Annotated in this window: 16 protein-coding genes; 12 read left to right on the top strand and 4 right to left on the bottom strand. The window is 66.0% G+C overall.

Features of this window, described 5'->3' with window-relative positions; translation table 11 throughout:
- From SBI20_RS07860 to ssb, 5 genes are all read left to right on the top strand, one after another.
- Positions 1-606 carry an ankyrin repeat domain-containing protein gene (locus SBI20_RS07860; protein WP_317974535.1) on the top strand — a complete coding sequence of 202 codons (606 nt, stop codon included), beginning with the start codon at positions 1-3 and terminating at the stop codon, positions 604-606.
- A 60-nt stretch (positions 607-666) separates the two neighbouring features.
- Positions 667-1,347, top strand: a complete 681-nt coding sequence (locus SBI20_RS07855; protein ID WP_317974534.1) for a COQ9 family protein — start codon at positions 667-669, stop codon at positions 1,345-1,347.
- An 89-nt stretch (positions 1,348-1,436) separates the two neighbouring features.
- Positions 1,437-1,688, top strand: a complete 252-nt coding sequence (locus SBI20_RS07850) for a FeoA family protein (protein ID WP_317974533.1) — start codon at positions 1,437-1,439, stop codon at positions 1,686-1,688.
- Entirely contained in the window at positions 1,685-3,556 is a 1,872-nt protein-coding gene (gene feoB, locus SBI20_RS07845) for a ferrous iron transporter B (RefSeq protein ID WP_317974532.1), read from the top strand. Before SBI20_RS07850 ends, feoB begins: the two co-directional genes overlap by 4 nt.
- A 102-nt stretch (positions 3,557-3,658) precedes the next feature.
- The gene (gene ssb, locus SBI20_RS07840; RefSeq protein ID WP_317974531.1) at positions 3,659-4,255 is read left to right on the top strand and encodes a single-stranded DNA-binding protein; all 597 of its coding nucleotides are present in this window, start codon (positions 3,659-3,661) and stop codon (positions 4,253-4,255) included.
- Between the two features lie 76 nt (positions 4,256-4,331).
- On the opposite strand, the gene SBI20_RS07835 is transcribed toward ssb, so the two are convergent.
- From SBI20_RS07835 to SBI20_RS07820, 4 genes are all read right to left on the bottom strand, one after another.
- A complete protein-coding gene (locus SBI20_RS07835) occupies positions 4,332-5,360 on the bottom strand; it encodes a phosphatase PAP2 family protein (protein ID WP_317974530.1) in 1,029 nt (342 codons plus the stop codon).
- A 77-nt stretch (positions 5,361-5,437) separates the two neighbouring features.
- The gene (locus SBI20_RS07830) at positions 5,438-5,770 is read right to left on the bottom strand and encodes a hypothetical protein (protein ID WP_317974529.1); all 333 of its coding nucleotides are present in this window, start codon (positions 5,768-5,770) and stop codon (positions 5,438-5,440) included.
- A 114-nt stretch (positions 5,771-5,884) separates the two neighbouring features.
- Positions 5,885-6,631: a 7-carboxy-7-deazaguanine synthase QueE gene (locus SBI20_RS07825; protein ID WP_317974528.1), complete on the bottom strand. Its 747-nt coding sequence runs from the start codon at positions 6,629-6,631 to the stop codon at positions 5,885-5,887.
- Positions 6,632-6,754: 123 nt separating this feature from the next.
- The gene (locus tag SBI20_RS07820) at positions 6,755-9,481 is read right to left on the bottom strand and encodes a valine--tRNA ligase (RefSeq protein ID WP_317974527.1); all 2,727 of its coding nucleotides are present in this window, start codon (positions 9,479-9,481) and stop codon (positions 6,755-6,757) included.
- Between the two features lie 139 nt (positions 9,482-9,620).
- On the opposite strand from SBI20_RS07820, the gene SBI20_RS07815 reads away from it, so the two are divergent.
- The 7 genes from SBI20_RS07815 to parC all read left to right on the top strand — a co-directional run bounded on the left by SBI20_RS07815 (position 9,621) and on the right by parC (position 17,652).
- On the top strand, positions 9,621-10,739 hold the full coding sequence (locus tag SBI20_RS07815; protein ID WP_317974526.1) for an MlaE family ABC transporter permease: 1,119 nt from the start codon (positions 9,621-9,623) through the stop codon (positions 10,737-10,739).
- A complete protein-coding gene (locus tag SBI20_RS07810; protein WP_317974525.1) occupies positions 10,736-11,677 on the top strand; it encodes an ABC transporter ATP-binding protein in 942 nt (313 codons plus the stop codon). Before SBI20_RS07815 ends, SBI20_RS07810 begins: the two co-directional genes overlap by 4 nt.
- 3 nt (positions 11,678-11,680) lie before the next feature.
- The gene (locus SBI20_RS07805; RefSeq protein WP_317974524.1) at positions 11,681-12,619 is read left to right on the top strand and encodes an MlaD family protein; all 939 of its coding nucleotides are present in this window, start codon (positions 11,681-11,683) and stop codon (positions 12,617-12,619) included.
- Between the two features lie 22 nt (positions 12,620-12,641).
- A complete protein-coding gene (locus tag SBI20_RS07800) occupies positions 12,642-13,238 on the top strand; it encodes an ABC-type transport auxiliary lipoprotein family protein (protein ID WP_317974523.1) in 597 nt (198 codons plus the stop codon).
- Between the two features lie 248 nt (positions 13,239-13,486).
- On the top strand, positions 13,487-13,978 hold the full coding sequence (locus SBI20_RS07795) for a cache domain-containing protein (RefSeq protein ID WP_317974522.1): 492 nt from the start codon (positions 13,487-13,489) through the stop codon (positions 13,976-13,978).
- A gap of 227 nt (positions 13,979-14,205) precedes the next feature.
- Complete coding sequence (locus SBI20_RS07790; protein WP_317974521.1) at positions 14,206-15,267, top strand: acyltransferase family protein; 1,062 nt, start codon at positions 14,206-14,208, stop codon at positions 15,265-15,267.
- A gap of 87 nt (positions 15,268-15,354) precedes the next feature.
- On the top strand, positions 15,355-17,652 hold the full coding sequence (gene parC / locus SBI20_RS07785) for a DNA topoisomerase IV subunit A (protein WP_317974520.1): 2,298 nt from the start codon (positions 15,355-15,357) through the stop codon (positions 17,650-17,652).
- Positions 17,653-17,685 lie beyond the last annotated feature (33 nt).

The following is a 17,685-nucleotide window of genomic DNA, read 5'->3' as shown; positions in this document are numbered from 1 at the left end:
ATGCTTGCTCTTCCGGCGCTGGCGCTTCCGCTGGCGGCCCTGATGCCCGCAACCCCGGCTTTCGCCCAGTTTTCCGAGAGCTACAAGTTCCTCGATTCCGTGCGCAAGAAAGAGGGCGACAAGGTCAACGAGGCGCTTCAGGTCCCCGGCACCCAGATCGTCAACACCCGCGATGTCAGCACCGGCGAATCCGCGCTCCACATCGTGACCGCGCGGCGCGACCTGCTGTGGATGCAGTTCCTCGTGGGCAAGGGCGCCAACGTCAACATCCACAACAACAAGGGCGAGACCCCGCTGGTGATCGCGGCCAATCTCGGTTTCCTCGAAGGGGTGGACTTCCTGATCTCGGTCGGCGCGCGGGTGGACGAGCCCAACAACACCGGCGAGACCCCGCTGATCTCGGCGGTCCATGTCCGCAACATGGCACTCGTGCGCTCGCTGCTCAAGGCCGGGGCCAACCCCGACCATCCCGACAATTCGGGCCGTTCGGCGCGCGACTATGCCGCGCTGGACAAGAACACCGCGATGTCCGAAGAGCTTGATGCGGCGGCGGCCAAGAAGAAGCAGCAGGACAAGGGCGGACAGACCTACGGCCCCACGTTCTGAGCTTTTCGCTCCTTATCGGCCCTTTCGCTTCAACGCGCACACGTCACAGGAATTGCTTGCATGGTTATCGACGCTCCCGAAACGCTCACGCTCGAAGCGCTGCGTCTCGAACTGGCCCCGCTGGTGGCCGCGGCGGCGATGTTCGACGGCTGGAGCGAGGCGGCGGTCGACAGCGCGGCGCAAGATGCCGGGGTCGATCCGGCGGTCGCCCGCTTTGCCTTTGGCACGAGCCAGGGGCGCAGCAGCGCGATGACCATGATCACCGCGTGGATCGCGCGGATCGATGCCGACATGGTGCGCGCGCTTCCCGCCGAGCTGCTCGCCACGCTCTCGATCCGCGAGCGGATCCGCCGCCTCGTCCAGTTCCGCCTCGATGCGCTCACCGGCCTTGAGGAAGCGCTGCGCCGCGCCCAGATCGAGATGGCGCGCCCGCGCAATGCGGCGGCTGTCGCGCGCCTGTGCTGGCACAGCGCCGACCTGATGTGGCATCTGGCCGGCGACAAGGCGACCGACCTCAACCACTACAGCAAGCGCGCGACGCTGGCCGCGCTCTATACCTCGACGCTGGTCTTCTTTGCCCAGGACCACAGCGAGGATCACGCCGAAACGCGCGCTTTCCTCGACCGGCGGATTGCCGGGGTGATGCGCTTTGAAAAGATCAAGGCGCAGTGGACCGGACGCAAGGGCGAGCATTTCAGCCCGGTGCGCCTGCTCGGCCGCCTGCGCTATCCCGCGCGTTGAATGGGCGGGTGCGTTGAATGGGCGCTGGCCTGATATAAAACTATTGCGAACGACTTGCATAAGCGGCGCGGCTATGGCAGCGGGAATTTGTGACGCTCGATGAACTCCCCGTGGGCCACGAGGCCCGAATCGCTTCGGTCGACTGGGCCGCTCTCGTGCCCGAGGAAGCGCAGCGCCTGCGCGCGCTGGGGTTTGATGCCGGGGCGAAGGTCAAGCTGGCCTATCGCGGCGTGTTCTTCACGCGCGATCCGCTGGCGATCGAGATCGGGCGGATGACGGTCGCGCTGCGCCGGGTCCATGCCCGCGCGATGCAGGTGGCTGAGCAGGATCTGGCGGCATGAGCCGCGGGCCCTTCGTCACCGCGCTGGTCGGCAACCCCAATGCGGGCAAATCGGCGCTGTTCAACGCCCTGACCGGCGCGCGCCAGAAGATCGCGAACTATCCGGGCGTGACCGTCGAGCGCAAGTCGGGGCGCCTCCAGCTCGCTTCGGGCGAGAGCGTCGAACTGGTCGACCTGCCCGGTTCTTATGGCCTTCACGCCACCAGCCCCGACGAAGAAGTGACCCGCCGGGTGATCATGGGCGAACAGGCAGGGCAGGCCCGACCCGATGTGCTGGTGCTGGTGCTCGATGCCTCGAACCTCGAACAGCATCTCGTTTTCGCGCAGGAAGTGCTTGAACTGGGCCGTCCTTGCGTGGTCGCGCTCAACATGGTCGATCTGGCCGCGCGCGATGGCCTGACCATCGATGCTGCCGCCTTGTCGAGCGCGCTGGGCGTTCCGGTGATCGAGACGGTGGCCGTGCGCCGCCGGGGCCTGACCGAACTGGCCGACGCGATTGCCGCCGCGCGCGACCGCATCGCGCCCGAAACGTCTCCTGAAACACAGCCCCATCCGCGCGTGCATGTGACCGAGCCCGAGCGTCGCATGCTCGCGCGCGAGATCGCGCATGGGGCGATCCTGTCGGAAACGGCAAAGCACCGCATTCACGCGCGGATGGACAGGCTCCTGCTCCACCCGTGGCTGGGGCCGCCGATCCTGTTTGCGCTGCTGTTCGTGGTGTTCCAGGCGGTGTTCTCGTGGGCGACGCCGTTTCAGGACGCGCTCGACGCGGGGGCCAGTGGCCTGGCCGACATGGTGCGCGCCGCGCTGCCCGCCTCGCTGCTGCGCGACCTGCTCACCGACGGGGTGATCGCGGGCGTGGGCTCGGTCGTGGTGTTCCTGCCGCAGATCCTGATCCTGTTCTTCTTCATCCTCGTCATGGAGGCGACCGGCTACATGGCCCGCGCCGCCTTCCTGATGGACCGCATGATGGCGGGCGTGGGGCTTTCGGGGCGCAGCTTCATTCCGCTGCTCTCCAGCTTTGCCTGCGCCATTCCGGGCATCATGGCGACCCGTTCGATCACCGACCCCAAGGACCGGCTGACGACGATCCTGATCGCCCCGCTGATGACCTGTTCGGCCCGCCTGCCGGTCTATACGGTGATCATCGCCGCGTTCATTCCCAATAGCCATGTCCTGCCCGGTGTCGGCCTTCAAGGGCTGGTGCTGTTCGGGCTCTATGTGGTGGGGATCGTGGGGGCGATGGTCGTCGCGCTGGTGCTGCGCCGCTCGGTGACCAAGGGCGCGGCCTCGGGCTTCATCATGGAAATGCCCAAGTACCAGTTGCCCACGCTCAAGGATCTGGCGCTGGGCCTGTGGCAGCGCGCATGGGTCTTCCTGCGCCGCGCGGGGACGATGATCTTCACCGTGACGGTGGTGCTCTGGCTGCTGCTGAGCTTTCCGCGCGCCGAGCCGGGCAAGAGCCAGGTCGATGCCTCGATCGCCGGGCATCTGGCCAATGGCCTTGCCGTGGTGCTCGAACCGATCGGTTTCAACCGTGATATCGCGCTCGCGCTGGTGCCCTCGATGGCTGCGCGCGAGGTGGCGGTCTCGTCGCTGGCGACCAGCTATGCGGTCGACAATGCCGACGAGAATGCGCAAGGGCGCGCGCTGGGCGACCAGCTCAAGCACCACTGGAGCCTGGCCACCGCGCTGGCGTTCCTCGCCTGGTTCGTCTTCGCGCCGCAGTGCATGTCGACCATCGCGGTGACCCGGCGCGAGACCAACGGCTGGAAATGGCCCGGTTTCATGCTGGCCTATCTGTTCGTGCTGGCCTATCTGTTCGCCGGGATCACCTACTGGACCGCCGTGGCCTTCGGGCTGGGATAAGCCGGGCCGGGGGTATTCCCAGAAAAATCGGGCGGCGGGCGTGCAACCATGCCCCGCCTTGCGCTATTACGCGCAACAGGATTCCATAGGGACAAAGATTCGATGGCAGGCAGCGTCAACAAAGTCATTCTGATCGGCAATCTGGGGGCCGACCCGGAAGTGAAGTCGTTCCAGAACGGCGGCAAGATCGCCAACCTGCGGATCGCCACGTCCGAAACCTGGAAGGACCGCCAGACCGGCGAGCGCAAGGAGCGCACCGAGTGGCACAGCGTCGTGATCAACGGCGAAGGCCTGATCGGCGTGGTCGAGCGCTTCCTGCGCAAGGGCAGCAAGGTCTACATCGAAGGCCAGTTGCGCACCCGCAAGTGGCAGGACCAGAACGGCAATGACCGTTACAGCACCGAAGTGGTCGTGGCCGGTATCGGCGGCGCGCTGACGATGCTCGACGGCCCGCAGGGCGGCAGCGGCGGCGGCGGGCAGCGCGGCGGCAGCAGTGGTGGCGGCGACGGCGGCTGGGGCCGCGACAGTGGCAGTTTCTCGGGCGGCGGCTCGTCGGGCGGCGGCTCGTCGGGTGGCGGCTTTGGCGGTGGTTCGCGCGGCGGCAGCGGCGGTGGCCAGCCCTCGGGCGGTGGCAGCACCTGGAACCAAGGCGGCGGCGGCGGTTTCGCCGACGATCTGGACGACGATATTCCGTTCTGACCGGCTGTTTACCGACAGAAAAAGGGGCCTTCCGGGCCCCTTTTTTGTGGCTGCGAGGGTGGCGGAGGGCTCCGGTTCAAGGGCGGGGCGACGACATAGGGAGCGCCTCGTCACCCCGAGCTTGAGCCGGGGCCTTCAGCAGCGGTCGGGGGACGGCGGTGCCTTCGACAAAACCGATCATCAGCAGTGCAAGGCCGGTTCCGGCTACGAGATCGACCAGATAATGCCCGCCGATGGGAATGGCTGAAACCCACATGACGGCGTTGATGGCCAGAAAAGGCCAACGCAGATAGCGGATCTTGCCATATCCCCAGGCTAGGAGAACCGCACCAGCGGCATGAAAACTGGGGAAACTGACGAGTCCACTTAAAGCGGCACTGTTTAGCGTGGTGATGGAATGGGCACGCAGTTGTTTGAGAATAATGGGATAATCCCATGCTGCAGTGCACAGGGCATCGGGCATCGCAGAGTGAGGGATCGCGTGAAAGGTATAGGGATTAAGGGCGGGGGCGAATGGAAAGATCAGTGTGGTTACAAGAATGCACAAGGTCCAGGCATTGATGAATTTCCAGGCTTCCTGCTTCCTGCCTTGACAGCAAAGTAAGGCCAAAAGAACGGGTGGCTGCCAACCAAGTGCTATGTAAGCGTATGATAAAAGATGAAGAATTTGTGGGTATCGTTCCAGCGCCTGTACGGTGGATGGCCAGGAAAAGCCGGAAACCAACTGGTGATCCAGTTGCGTGAGCGTGGCGTCGGCAAGCGGAAAATTCGTGGTGGCCAGTGCGGCGCAAGCCAACGGTGAGGCGAGCGCAACCCCCAGGAAAACGGCGTACAGTTTACAAAGATCTGGAACGACGCCGCCATGGCGTAGCTGACAAAGATGGCCCAGAAGCCATAGGAGCGCGAAGGTCAGGATCAGGCCGTCAAAATCGGCATGACTGAAGGTAAATACCCCTGATGCTACTGCGATGGCGGCGATGAGGCTGAAGATTGCTATTGTCGCTAAAGCTGGAATTTCATGAGCGGGTAAATACCAGTTGTGAAACCATGGTTTCAGCGATCGGGCTGCATTTTCCTGATGCGTGTTAACGTTTGCATACGCCATGCACTACGTAATGCTGCGTATGATTTAAAAATTAATTTCAAATGCGGTGGAAGCGGTAGTTTCTGCTTCACATAGGTTCAGCGGCCGCAGGCGTCGTAATAGCCGGCGCGGCAGTCGGCGACGGCGCGGCGCCAGTCGGCAAGGTCGCGGCGGTATTGGGCCTGGGCATCGGCATAGCTGTCGGCGTCTTCGTAGGAGCGGGTGCTCGATGCTTCCCATTCGCGGGCCTGGCGGGCGTCGCGCTTGCGCACGTAGTCGAGCTGGGCCTGGTTCATGCGGCGGATCGTTTCGTGGTCGCGGGCGCGGGCGGCGGCGCTGCGCATCGTGCGGTCGTTGGGATCGTCGGCGTGGGCGGCAGCGGGAAGGCATGCGGCCAGAAGGCCTGCGCAGAGCAGCGAATGAAGTTTCATGGGTTCTTACAGGTCCCTCATGGAGCGGGCAAAACGCTCCCGATGAGGCGTGTCCTATCAGGGATGGGGCGGGGTGGAACAGCGCTCTTGCGACGAGCTGTTCCACCGTTTGCCTCAGGTTCCGCGCGTGTCGCCGTAGAGGTGGATGTGGAGGCGATCCGTCATCCGCCAGCCGTGGTCGAGCGCGGTGGCGCTCAGCCACTTTTCGCGGGTGCGCAAGGTTTCGCTGTCGGTGCCTTCGGGCATCACGAACAGGCGGTCTCCGGGGATGCCATAGGTCGCCGCAAGCGTGGCGACTTCCTCGCAATCCGCCGGTGTGGCCACGACGAACTTGAAGAAAGCACGAGGACTTTGCGCCCATGCAGCCAGCCGCTCGGGGATCAGCGCGAGGTCGGCCGGATTGCCCGAATGGGACAGCTTGGGGCTGACATTGTACTGGTCGATCAGCTCGTCGATGGTCGGGGGCGGGGTCACCGTGCCATTGGTCTCGATCTCGACATGGAGCGTGGGGCGCGCGGCCTTGAGCGCGGCAAGCACGCGGGCGAGCGCCGGGGCCTGCAACAGCGGTTCGCCCCCGGTCACGACCAGCCGGTCTTGCGGGAAGGCCAGCAGGCGGTCGATCACCTCGGTTTCTTCGAGCACGAGCTGGTTGGCCTCCCGCGCGAAGGACAGGCCATCGCGGTGGGGGCGATTGTCGCCGGTAAAGCGCCAGGTATAGGCCGTGTCGCACCAGTGACAGGCCAGGTTGCAGCGCGAAAGGCGCAGGAACAGCGAGGGGCGGCCCATCGAGGGGCCTTCGCCTTGCAGGGAGGCGAAGATTTCCGGTCCGCCCGGTTTGGTGGTGGCGAGAGCTAAGGTCATGGCCAAAGCCCCTCCACCAGCCTGCGGCTGGTCCCCCTCCCCATTGCATGGGGAGGATCTGGTTCCTCCCCGCGGGGCGGGGAGGGGGACCGCCCGCGCAGCGGGTGGTGGAGGGGCATTTCCTTAGCCCAGCCGCGCCAGCGCGGCGGCGAAGCGTTCGGCTTCGGCGCTGTGGTGGGCGTGGTCGGCGCGGGCCTTTTCGACCGCCTCGGGCTTGGCGCGTTCGACGAACGAAGGGTTCGACAGGCGCCCGTCGAGCGCCTTGGCTTCCTTCTGCGCGGCGGCCAGCGCCTTTTCGAGGCGGGCCTTTTCCGCCGCGATGTCGATGATCCCTTCGAGCGGCACCACCAGCGTCGCATCGCCAGCCACGATCTGCATCGCCGCGCCCGCCGGGGCCGGGGCGAACGTGATCCCGGTCAGGCGGGCAAGGCGCTCGATGGCTGCCGGGTTGGCGGCGATGATCGCGGCGGTGCGTTCGCTCGGCTCGGCCAGGAAGGCGTCGAGGCGGGCGCCCGGCGCGATGCCCAGCTCGTTCTTGGCCGTGCGCAGCGAGGAGACCAGCGCGATCAGCCATTCGACTTCGGCCTTGGCATCGGCATCCACGCTGGCCTGCGGGGCGGGCCAGCGCGCGACGATCAGGTCATTGGCGCGCGGGGCCTCGCTGCTGGCCATGGCATGCCACAGCTCTTCGGTGACGAAGGGCATGAACGGATGGAGCATGACCAGAATCTGGTCGAGCACCCAGCCGGCCACGGCGCGGGTTTCGGCGTCGAACGAGCCCTTGATCAGCTCGATGTACCAGTCGCAGAAGGTGTTCCATGCGAACTGGTAGATGGCATTGGCAGCCGCATCGAAGCGCAAATCGGCCATGGCCTGGTCGATCTGGGCGAGGGTTTCGACCACTTCGCCCACGATCCAGCGGTTGACCGCGCTGGTCGCCTCGGGGGCTTCGAGGCTGGCCGAGCCGGTGATCCCGTTCGATTGGCAGAAGCGCGCCGCGTTCCACAGCTTGGTGGCAAAGTTGCGGTATCCCTCGACCCGCTTCTCGTCCATCTTCACGTCGCGGCCCTGGCTTTCCATGGCGGCCATGAAGAAGCGCAGCGCGTCGGCGCCATACTTGTCGATCAGGCCCAGCGGATCGACCACGTTGCCCTTCGACTTCGACATCTTCTGCCCGTCGGCCGCGCGCACGAGGCCGTGGAGATAGAGCCGCTTCCACGGCACTTCGTTCATGAAGTGCAGCCCCTGCATGGCCATGCGCGCATCCCAGAAGAACAGGATGTCGAAGCCGGAAACCAGCAGGTCGTTGGGGTAATGGCGCTTGACCATCTCGGTTTCGTCGGGCCAGCCGAGCGTGGCGAACGGCCACAGCGCCGAGGAGAACCACGTGTCGAGCACGTCGGCATCGCGCGTGAGCGGCTTGTTGCCGGCCAGCGCCCGGGCTTCTTCCTCGGTCTCGGCGACGTAGGGGGTGCCTTGCTCGTCATACCACGCCGGGATCTGGTGGCCCCACCAGAGCTGGCGCGAGACGCACCAGGGCTGGATGTTTTCCATCCAGTTGAAGAAGGTCTTTTCCCACGACTTGGGCACGATCTCGATGGCGCCCGAGCGGACGGCCTCGATCGGCTTTTGCGCGAGAACTTCCGCGTTCACATACCACTGGTCGGTCAGCCAGGGTTCGATGACCACGCCGCCACGGTCGCCGAACGGGGTCTGGATCGTGCGCGGCTCGGCGTCGAGTTCCTGCTCCTCGCCGTCCTTGGTCTTGACGACATGGGGCACCAGCAGACCTTCGGCCTTGAGGCGCTCCACCACGGCCTGACGCGCGTCGAAGCGGTCGAGGCCCAGGAATTCAGCCGGGATCAGGCCATCGGCGGTCTGGATCACGCGAGCTTGCGCGTCGAGCATGTTGAGCATGTCGGCGGCCTTGATGCCCGCGCGGCGGCCCACGTCGAAGTCGTTGAAATCGTGACCCGGCGTGATCTTGACCGCGCCCGTGCCCAGTTCGGGATCGGCGTGTTCGTCGGCCACGACGGGAATGCGGCGCCCGGTGATCGGCAGGATGATGTGCTTGCCGATCACGCTCTTGTAGCGGGCGTCCTCGGGGTGGACGGCCACGGCCATGTCGGCCAGCATGGTTTCCGGGCGCGTGGTGGCGACCACGATATGGTCGGCCCCGTCGTCAAGACGCACGCCATCGGCCAGCGGGTAGCGGAAGCGCCAGAAGCCGCCCTTGACCTCGCGCGTTTCGACTTCGAGGTCGGAAATCGCGGTCTTGAGCTTGGGGTCCCAGTTCACCAGCCGCTTGTCGCGGTAGATCAGGCCCTGATTGTAGAGGTCGACGAAGACCTTGACCACCGCGCGGGTGAAGTGCGGGTCCATCGTGAACTGTTCGCGGCTCCAGTCCATCGAGCAGCCCAGACGGCGCAGCTGGCGCGTGATCGTGCCGCCGCTTTCCGCCTTCCATTCCCACACTTTGGCGATGAACTCCTCGCGGGTGTGGTTGGTGCGCTTGTCACCGGCGGCTTCGAGCTGGCGCTCGACGACCATCTGCGTGGCGATGCCCGCATGGTCGGTGCCGACCACCCACAGAGCGTCCTTGCCCTTGAGGCGCTCGTGACGGATCACGATGTCCTGAAGCGTGTTGTCGAGCGCGTGGCCGATGTGGAGCGAGCCGGTTACGTTGGGCGGCGGGTTTACGATGGTAAACGGCTGGGCCTGCGGGCGCTCGGGACGGAACAGGCCGCCTTGCTCCCAATGCTGGTACCAGCGCGCCTCGATGGCACCCGGTTCAAAGGTCTTGGCCAGCTGGTCCTGGCCCGATTCCGGCTGAAGATTGGTCTCGCTCATGGGGTGGCGCCTTGCCATCTGGCGGGCTTCCTCGCAACCATGATCGCCGCTGTTGCGGGAACAGAACAGGGCATTGCCGTGTTTGAACGCATGTGCAGCACTTGTCGCCCCCCACATTTTCCCCCATGAAGCGGGCAGGATGAGAGCCTTAGCCGAATTCACCATGGAACCTGGCCAGGGCGGCGAGGGCACCACGCTGGTCTTGCGCGGCCCCATGGTCGTGTCTTCGCTGGGGGCGATCGACCACAAGCTGCGCCAGATCGATGAGGCGGTGGCCACCATCGACCTTGCCGGGGTGGACCGCATGGACACCGTGGGCGCCTGGATCGTGTTGCGGCTCTCGCGCCAGTTTGACGCAAAGGTAGCCAATGGCCGCGAGGAGGCCACCCGCCTGATCGCGGCGCTTGAGGAAACCGAGGAAAACACCCAGAGCCTGAGCCCTCCGCGCCTGCCCCTGATCCAGCGCGTCCCCTCGCAAGTGGGCGAAGCGGTGGTCGACATGGCGCGCGGCACCGTGCAGGTCATCGGGTTCCTCGGGCTGGTCGTTTCGGGGATGGGCACGATGCTGCGCCATCCGCGCGCGTTCCGGGGCAAGGCGCTGGTCCACCAGATGGAACTGGTCGGCGTCAATGCGCTGGCCATCGTGGGCCTGATGAGCTTTCTGGTCGGCGTGGTGATCGCCCAGCAGGGCGCGGTCCAGCTCCAGCAGTTCGGCGCCGAAATCTATACCGTCAACCTCGTGGGGCGCCTGACCTTGCGCGAACTGGGCATCCTGATGACCGCGATCATGGTCGCGGGCCGTTCGGGCTCGGCCTTTGCCGCGCAGTTGGGCACGATGAAGCTGACCGAGGAAGTCGATGCCATGCGCACTATCGGCGTCTCGCCCACGCAGGCGCTGATCCTGCCGCGCATTCTGGCCACGATGCTGATGCTTCCCTTGCTGGGCATCTATTCGGCCGCGCTCGGGATCGTGGGCGGCGCGTTTCTTGCCTCGCTCACGCTGGGCATTCCGTTCCTCACGTTCCTCGCGCGCATTCAGGAAGTCGTGCCGTTGCACGATGTCTGGGTGGGGCTGGTCAAGGGGCCGGTGTTCGGGCTGATCGTATCGGTGGCGGGCTGCTATCAGGGCATGCAGGTCAAGAACAACGCCGAGGAAGTGGGCACCCGCACGACCGCCGCAGTGGTCATGGCGATTTTCATGGTGATCGTGCTCGACGCGTTCTTCGCGGTCTTCTTCACCAAGATCGGCTGGGGATGAGCGCGATGGACGACACGCAGGCGCCGCCGCCCGAGGCTCAGGCCGAAGCCGCCGTTGCTTCCGCCCCCGAACCGGCCCAGTTGCAGCCGGCCCAGCTACAGCCGGCCCAGTTACAGCCGGATGCGCAATTCCCCATCCGCGTGCGCGGGCTGGTCAACCGTTTCGGCAGCAACACGATCCACGAATACCTCGATCTCGACGTGCGGCGCGGCGAAATCCTGGGGGTGGTGGGCGGATCGGGCACCGGCAAGTCGGTGCTCATGCGCTCGATCATCGGGCTCCAGATTCCCGAAGAAGGCTCGATCGAGGTGCTGGGCCGCTCGATCACCGATGCGCGCGACGATGCCGATATCGACATCCGCAGCCGGTGGGGCGTGCTGTTCCAGGGTGGCGCGCTGTTCTCGACACTGACCGTGGGCGAGAATGTCGAGGTTCCCCTGCGCGAGTTCTATCCCGAGATCACCGACGACCTGCGCGGCGAGATCGCGCGCTACAAGGTGCTGCTTTCGGGTCTTCCGGCCAATGCCACCAACAAATACCCTTCCGAGCTTTCGGGCGGCATGAAGAAGCGCGCCGGCCTTGCCCGCGCGCTCTCGCTCGATCCCGAACTGCTGTTCCTCGACGAACCGACCGCCGGGCTCGACCCGATCGGCGCCGCCGCGTTCGATACCCTGATCGCCGATCTTCAGGCCACGCTCGGCCTCACTGTGTTCCTGATCACCCACGACCTCGACACGCTCTACGCGATCTGCGACCGCGTGGCCGTTCTGGCCGACAGGAAAGTGATCGCGGTGGGCACGATCCCCGAACTGCTGGCCACGGATCATCCGTGGATCCAGGAATATTTCAACGGGCCGCGCGGGCGTGCGGCCAAGGATGCACAGGACCGCGATGCGGACCGGACGGGGCCATCGGGCACCACGGGCAAACAGGACTAAGCGATGGAAACGCGGGCAAACCATATCTGGGTCGGTGCCATCACCCTGCTGCTGCTGGTGGGGACGGCCGTTCTGACCGTCTGGATCGCACGGCTCAACCAGCACGAGCAGAACGAGTACGACATCTTCTTCAAGCAGTCGGTCGACGGGCTGGCCAAGGGCTCGGAAGTCTCGTTCTCGGGCGTGCCGTCCGGGCAGGTCAAGGACATCGAACTGTGGGAGAAAGACCCCGAGTTCGTGCGCGTGCGCATCGCCATCGACAAGCGCGTGCCGATCCTGATGGGCACGACCGCCAGCCTTCAGGGCAGCTTTACCGGCGTTTCGACGGTCCAGCTGGCAGGGGCCGTCAAGGGCGCCCCCCCGATCGACCAGCCGGGGCCCGATGGCGCCCCGGTGATCCCGACCAAGCGCTCGGGGCTGGGCGAGATCCTCTCGAATGCGCCGCTCCTGCTCGAACGCCTCGCCACGCTGACCGAGCGGCTGACCATGGTGCTTTCCGACAAGAACCAGAAGTCGATCGAGAACATCCTCGCGCATACCGACAAGATGACCGCCAACCTTGCCGATGCCTCGCCGCAGGTCCAGCGCACGCTGGCCGAACTGCAATCGACGCTGCGTCAGGCGACCTACACGCTCGCCGCCTTCGAGAAGGTGGCCGGTTCGGCTGACCAGATGCTCAACGACCAGGGCAACGGCCTGGCCCAGCAGATGCGCACGACGCTCAAGTCGGTGCAGGGCGCGGCGGACGCGCTCAACGCGACGGCCACCTCGGCCCAGCCCGGCCTCCACCAGCTCAACGACAAGACCCTGCCTGCCGCCGAAGCCGCCATGCGCGATCTTCAGGCGACCACCCGGTCCTTGCGCGAGGTGACCGACCGTATCAACGACCGCGGTGTCAGCAGCATCGTGGGCAGCGCCAAGCTGCCCGACTACAAGCACTGAGCGCGCCATGGGGAGTTTGCACATGATGTCCCGTTTGATCCCCGGCGCGAGCCGTCTGGCTCTCGTTGCAGGTGCCGCGCTCGCCCTGTCGGGCTGTGTCAGCATCGGCACCAAGGCCCCTGACAGCCTGATCGCGCTCACGCCCGAGGCCAGCCTGCCGGCCGGCGAGGGGGCTTCGGGCACGCTGGCCAGATCGGTCGTGGTGATGGAGCCTTCGGCAGACGCGCGCATTGCGGTGCTGCGCGTGGCCGTGCAGGTCGATCCGACCAATATCGCCTATCTCAAGGATGCCCAGTGGGTCGAGCGCCCCTCGCGCCAGTTCCAGCACCTCGTGGCCGAGACCCTGCGTGCGCGGGCCGGAACGCTGGTGGTCGAGGGCGATGTCGACAGCTGGCAGCAGCGCCTGTCCGGTCGGCTTCTGGCCATGGGCTACGACGTGCCCAGCCACAGCGTGGTGGTCCGCTTCGACGCGGTCAAGGAAACGCCGGGCGGCCACATGGAAACCCGCCGCTTCGAGAGCGTGATTCCCCACGTCGGCGACCACGTCAAAGCCATCACCCCGGCCATCAACCACGCCGCCAACGACGTGGCGCGCCAGATCGTCGCCTGGCTGGGCTGACCGTTACACGCCCCCCGCGCAAGGCTGGCACGGGGGGCGAGTCCGCAAGGTCTGCATGGGGGCCGCAAGGCCTGCACGGGGCGTGGCTTGTCCGCGCCCTTTTTTGCCGTCCACGCGGATTTGATCTGGCGCACAGACACCCCCGCACGGCAGGCCTAGAGCGATTCCACCACGAGAGATCGCGCGATAGTCCGCCGCGCGGCGATCTTCCCGAGGCGTTGTACGCACCGTCCAAGGAGGTCAGAACCATGCCGTTTTTCACTCGTCCGTTCGTCGCTGCCGCCTGTGCCCTGGCCCAGCCGCTTGTCGTCCTGCCGCTGGTGGCCGCGCCTGCGCCGGCTCTTGCTTCGACTCATGCCGGATCGGCTGATGCCCAGGCCATGCTCGCCCGTGCCGTGGCCGAGCTTCAGGGCGTCGGCCCGGCCCGCGCCTTTGCCGAATTCAACGCCCAGCAGGGCCCGTTCCACGACAAGGATCTCTACGTCTTCGTGTTCAGCCTCGACGGGCGTTACGAGGCTTCGGGCGCCGATCCGCGTCTGGTTGGCACCAGCGTTGCCGAAATGACCGATGCCGAAGGCACGCCGCTGGTGCGCCAGATGATGACGCTGGCCAATGCCAAGGGCGCGGGCCGGGTCGATTACGTCTGGCTCAACCGCAACGACAACCGCGTCGAGCACAAGCGTTCGCTCGTCCAGCGTGTGGGCAACCACATCGTCGGCGTGGGATATTATGCCGGCTGAACAGGGGTATGAACGGGAGGAGATGAACCGGAGGCGGGCACAATAGCGCCCCTCGTGTGTTTGCAGGAATGGTCCCGCCCGCGCCCGTGGTGCGCGCGGGAGAGGATGCAGACACAAGAAGGGTTCTCTTGTCCGCCAATCGGTTTTCCCGTTCATCCCGTTCAGGACACCAGCGTTCCGGGCCGCAGCGTTCTGGGCAACTGTCCCGCGCCATCGGTATTTCCCGCGTGCTGTGCATCATGGGCATCGTCTATGTCCATGCGTGGACGGGGCTCTATGGCCCGTCGCTCAGCGCGCTGGCCGATACGCCGCAAGGCTTGCTTCGCTGGGGCCTGATCGAGTTGCTCGGGCGCAGTTCGGTGCCCTTGCTCAGCATGATTTCCGGCTGGCTGGTCGGGCCCTCGCTGGCCCGGCGCGGCTGGCGGCGGTTTCTGGCCGGCAAGGTGCGGGCCGTGCTCGTGCCGATGGTCGCGTGGAACCTGATCGCGATTGTGGTGGTTTCGGGCGCGGCGCTGGCCGGGTGGCTCTATGCCCCCCATCCCGAGGCGCTGAATCTGGCGGCGCTGGACTGGCTGGCCAACGAGCTGCTCGCGTTTCGCGCGCCCAACGAGATCAACGTGCAGATGCCGTTCCTGCGCGACCTGTTCGTCTGCCTCGTGGCCGCGCCCCTGCTGGTGCGGGCGCGCACGCCGGTGCTGGGGGGCATCGCGCTGATGGCTCTGGTCTGGAGCCTCTTTGCCGGGGGCCTGCCCTGGGGCTTTTACGTGTTGCAGCGGCCCTCGATCCTTGCATTTTTCGTGCTGGGCATGCTCGCCCGCCGGGGCGATCTGGCTGCGCGGGTGGGGGGCTGGCCGTTGGAGCTGCTGGTCCTGCCCTATCTGGCGATGGCGGCGCTCAAGATCTGGCTGGAAGTCTTCGATGCGGCGGAGGAAGCCGCGCATCCGCTGGTCTTCGCGCTGGCCGATCTGGCCATGCGCGCGGCCACGGCGCTGTGTTTCTGGGCGCTGGCGTGGCGGCTGGCCGGGGAAGGGCGGATGCAGCGGCTGGGCGATGGCCTCCTGCGGGCCGAGCCATATGTGTTCCTGATGTTTTGCGCGCACCTGATCCTGATCTGGTGCGCCGGGCCGGCCATCGGCCAGATCACCGGCCCGCTGGGGGCACCGGCCTATCCGCTGTTCCTGCTCGGGCAGCCGGTGCTGGCGCTGGGCGGGGCGGTCGTGCTGGGCCAGGCCTTGCGCCGGGTCCATCCGGGGCTGGCGCGGGTGCTGAGCGGCGGGCGCCTCGAATAGGGCGCCAATTTGCCCACAGGCGGCACGGGCACGGGCGCGTTTACAGAGGTTCCGTTTTGTTCACGGTGTTGCTACACCTTGTTTCCCATGGCCGATGATCTGACAGACCCCTTCGACGCATCCGATCCGTTTGACGCGATTGTCGATGCCCCGTTCGATTCCGCGCTGTCGGAACGCTATCTGGTCTATGCGCTCTCGACGATCACCGCGCGCTCGCTGCCCGACTTGCGCGATGGGCTCAAGCCGGTCCACCGCCGCCTGCTCTGGGCCATGCGGCAATTGCGGCTCGACCCCAACAGCGCGTTCAAGAAATCGGCGCGCGTGGTCGGCGATGTCATCGGCAAGTATCATCCCCATGGCGATGCCTCGGTCTACGACGCGATGGTCCGCCTCGCGCAGGATTTCGCGCTGCGCTATCCGCTGGTCGAGGGGCAGGGCAACTTCGGCAATATCGACGGCGATAACGCCGCCGCCTACCGCTACACCGAAGCGCGCCTGACGCCGACGGCGATCCGCCTGATGGCGGGACTCGACGAAGGCACGGTCGATTTCGTCCCCACCTACAATGGCGAGGATCACGAGCCGGACATTTTCCCCGGCCTCTTTCCCAACCTGCTGGCCAATGGCGCCAGCGGGATCGCGGTGGGCATGGCCACCAATATCCCCAGCCACAATGTCGCCGAGATCGTCGACGTCGCACTGATGCTGATCGACAATCCCCAGGCCGAGCATGCCCAGTTGATGGAAGTGTTCCACGGTCCCGATTTCCCCACCGGGGGCGTGGTGGTCGACAGCCCGGCGCTGATCGCTGCGGCTTATGAAACCGGGCGCGGCTCACTGCGCGTGCGCGGGCGCTTTTCGACCGGGCGCGACGAGGCGGGGCAGTGGGAAGAGACCGGCATCGAGAAGCTGGGCAGCGGCCAGTGGCAACTGGTCGTCTCGGAAATTCCCTACATGGTCCAGAAGGGCAAGCTGATCGAGCAGATCGCTGCCCTCATCGGCGACAAGAAGCTGCCGATCCTCGAAGACGTGCGCGACGAGAGCGACGAGCATATCCGCATCGTACTCGTGCCCAAGAGCCGCAATGTCGATCCCGACCTGCTCAGGGAATCGCTCTATCGCCTGACCGACCTTGAATCGCGCTTTGGCCTCAACCTCAACGTGCTCGATGCCCAGCGCACCCCCGGCGTGCTCGGCCTCAAGGATCTCGTTCAGGAATGGGTGATCAGCCAGATCGACATCATGCTGCGCCGCGCGCAGCACCGGCTCGACAAGATCGCCGCGCGGCTCGAACTGCTCGAAGGCTATATCATTGCCTATCTCAACCTCGACCGGATCATCGAGATCATCCGTACCGAGGACGAGCCCAAGCCGGTCATGATGGCCGAATTCGGCCTGACCGACCGCCAGGCCGAGGCGATCCTCAACATGCGCCTGCGCTCGTTGCGCAAGCTTGAGGAAATGGAACTGCGCCGCGAGCACGACGCTTTGCTGGCCGAGCAGGACGAGCTGAACAAGCTGCTCGAAAGCCCGGCACGCCAGCGCACGCGCCTGAAGCGCGAACTGGCCGCCCTGCGCAAGGACTATGGCCCCGAAACGGTGCTGGGCCGCCGCCGCACCACCATTGCCGAGGCCGCGCCCACCCGCGAATTCTCGATGGACGCGATGATCGAGAAGGAGCCGGTCACCGTCGTCCTTTCCGCGCGCGGCTGGATTCGCGCGGCCAAGGGCCACCTGCCGCTCGATACCGAGTTCAAGTTCAAGGAAGGCGACGGCCCGGCCTGGGTGCTCCACGCGCAGACGACCGACAAGCTGCTGGTCGCGCTCGACACCGGGCGGTTCTATACGCTGGGTGCCGACAAATTGCCCGGCGCGCGCGGCTTTGGCGAGCCGATCCGCACGATGGTCGACATCGACCCGGATGCCCACATCGTCGCGCTGGTCGTCTATCGCCCCAAGGGCCAGCTTCTGCTGGCAGCCAACAGCGGGCGCGGCTTCGCGGCGGAAATGGACGAACTGCTCGCCGAAACACGAAAGGGGCGCGGCGTCGTCTCGACCAAGCCGGGTGTCCAGCTCAAGATCGTGCGCGAGATCGCGCCCGAACACGACCATGTCGCGGTCATGGGCGAGAACCGCAAGCTGGTGATCTTCGCGCTCTCCGAAGTGCCGATCCTGGCCAAGGGGCAGGGGGTTACGCTGCAACGCTATCGCGATGGCGGGTTGTCCGACGCGATCACGCTCAGGCTCGAAGACGGCCTGAGCTGGACAATGGGCGGCGACACCGGGCGCACCCGCGTCGAAAAGGACCTGCTCCCGTGGAAGGTCGCACGCGGCGCGGCCGGGCGCCTGCCTCCAGTCGGATTTCCGCGCGACAATACGTTCTAACCCGCGCCCCTCCACCGCCCGCATAGCGGGTGG

This window comes from Novosphingobium sp. IK01 (assembly GCF_033242265.1).
Lineage (GTDB): Bacteria > Pseudomonadota > Alphaproteobacteria > Sphingomonadales > Sphingomonadaceae > Novosphingobium > Novosphingobium pituita.
The sequence above is the reverse complement of the archived record's forward strand: the minus strand, read 5'-3'. Positions and strand labels throughout refer to the sequence as shown.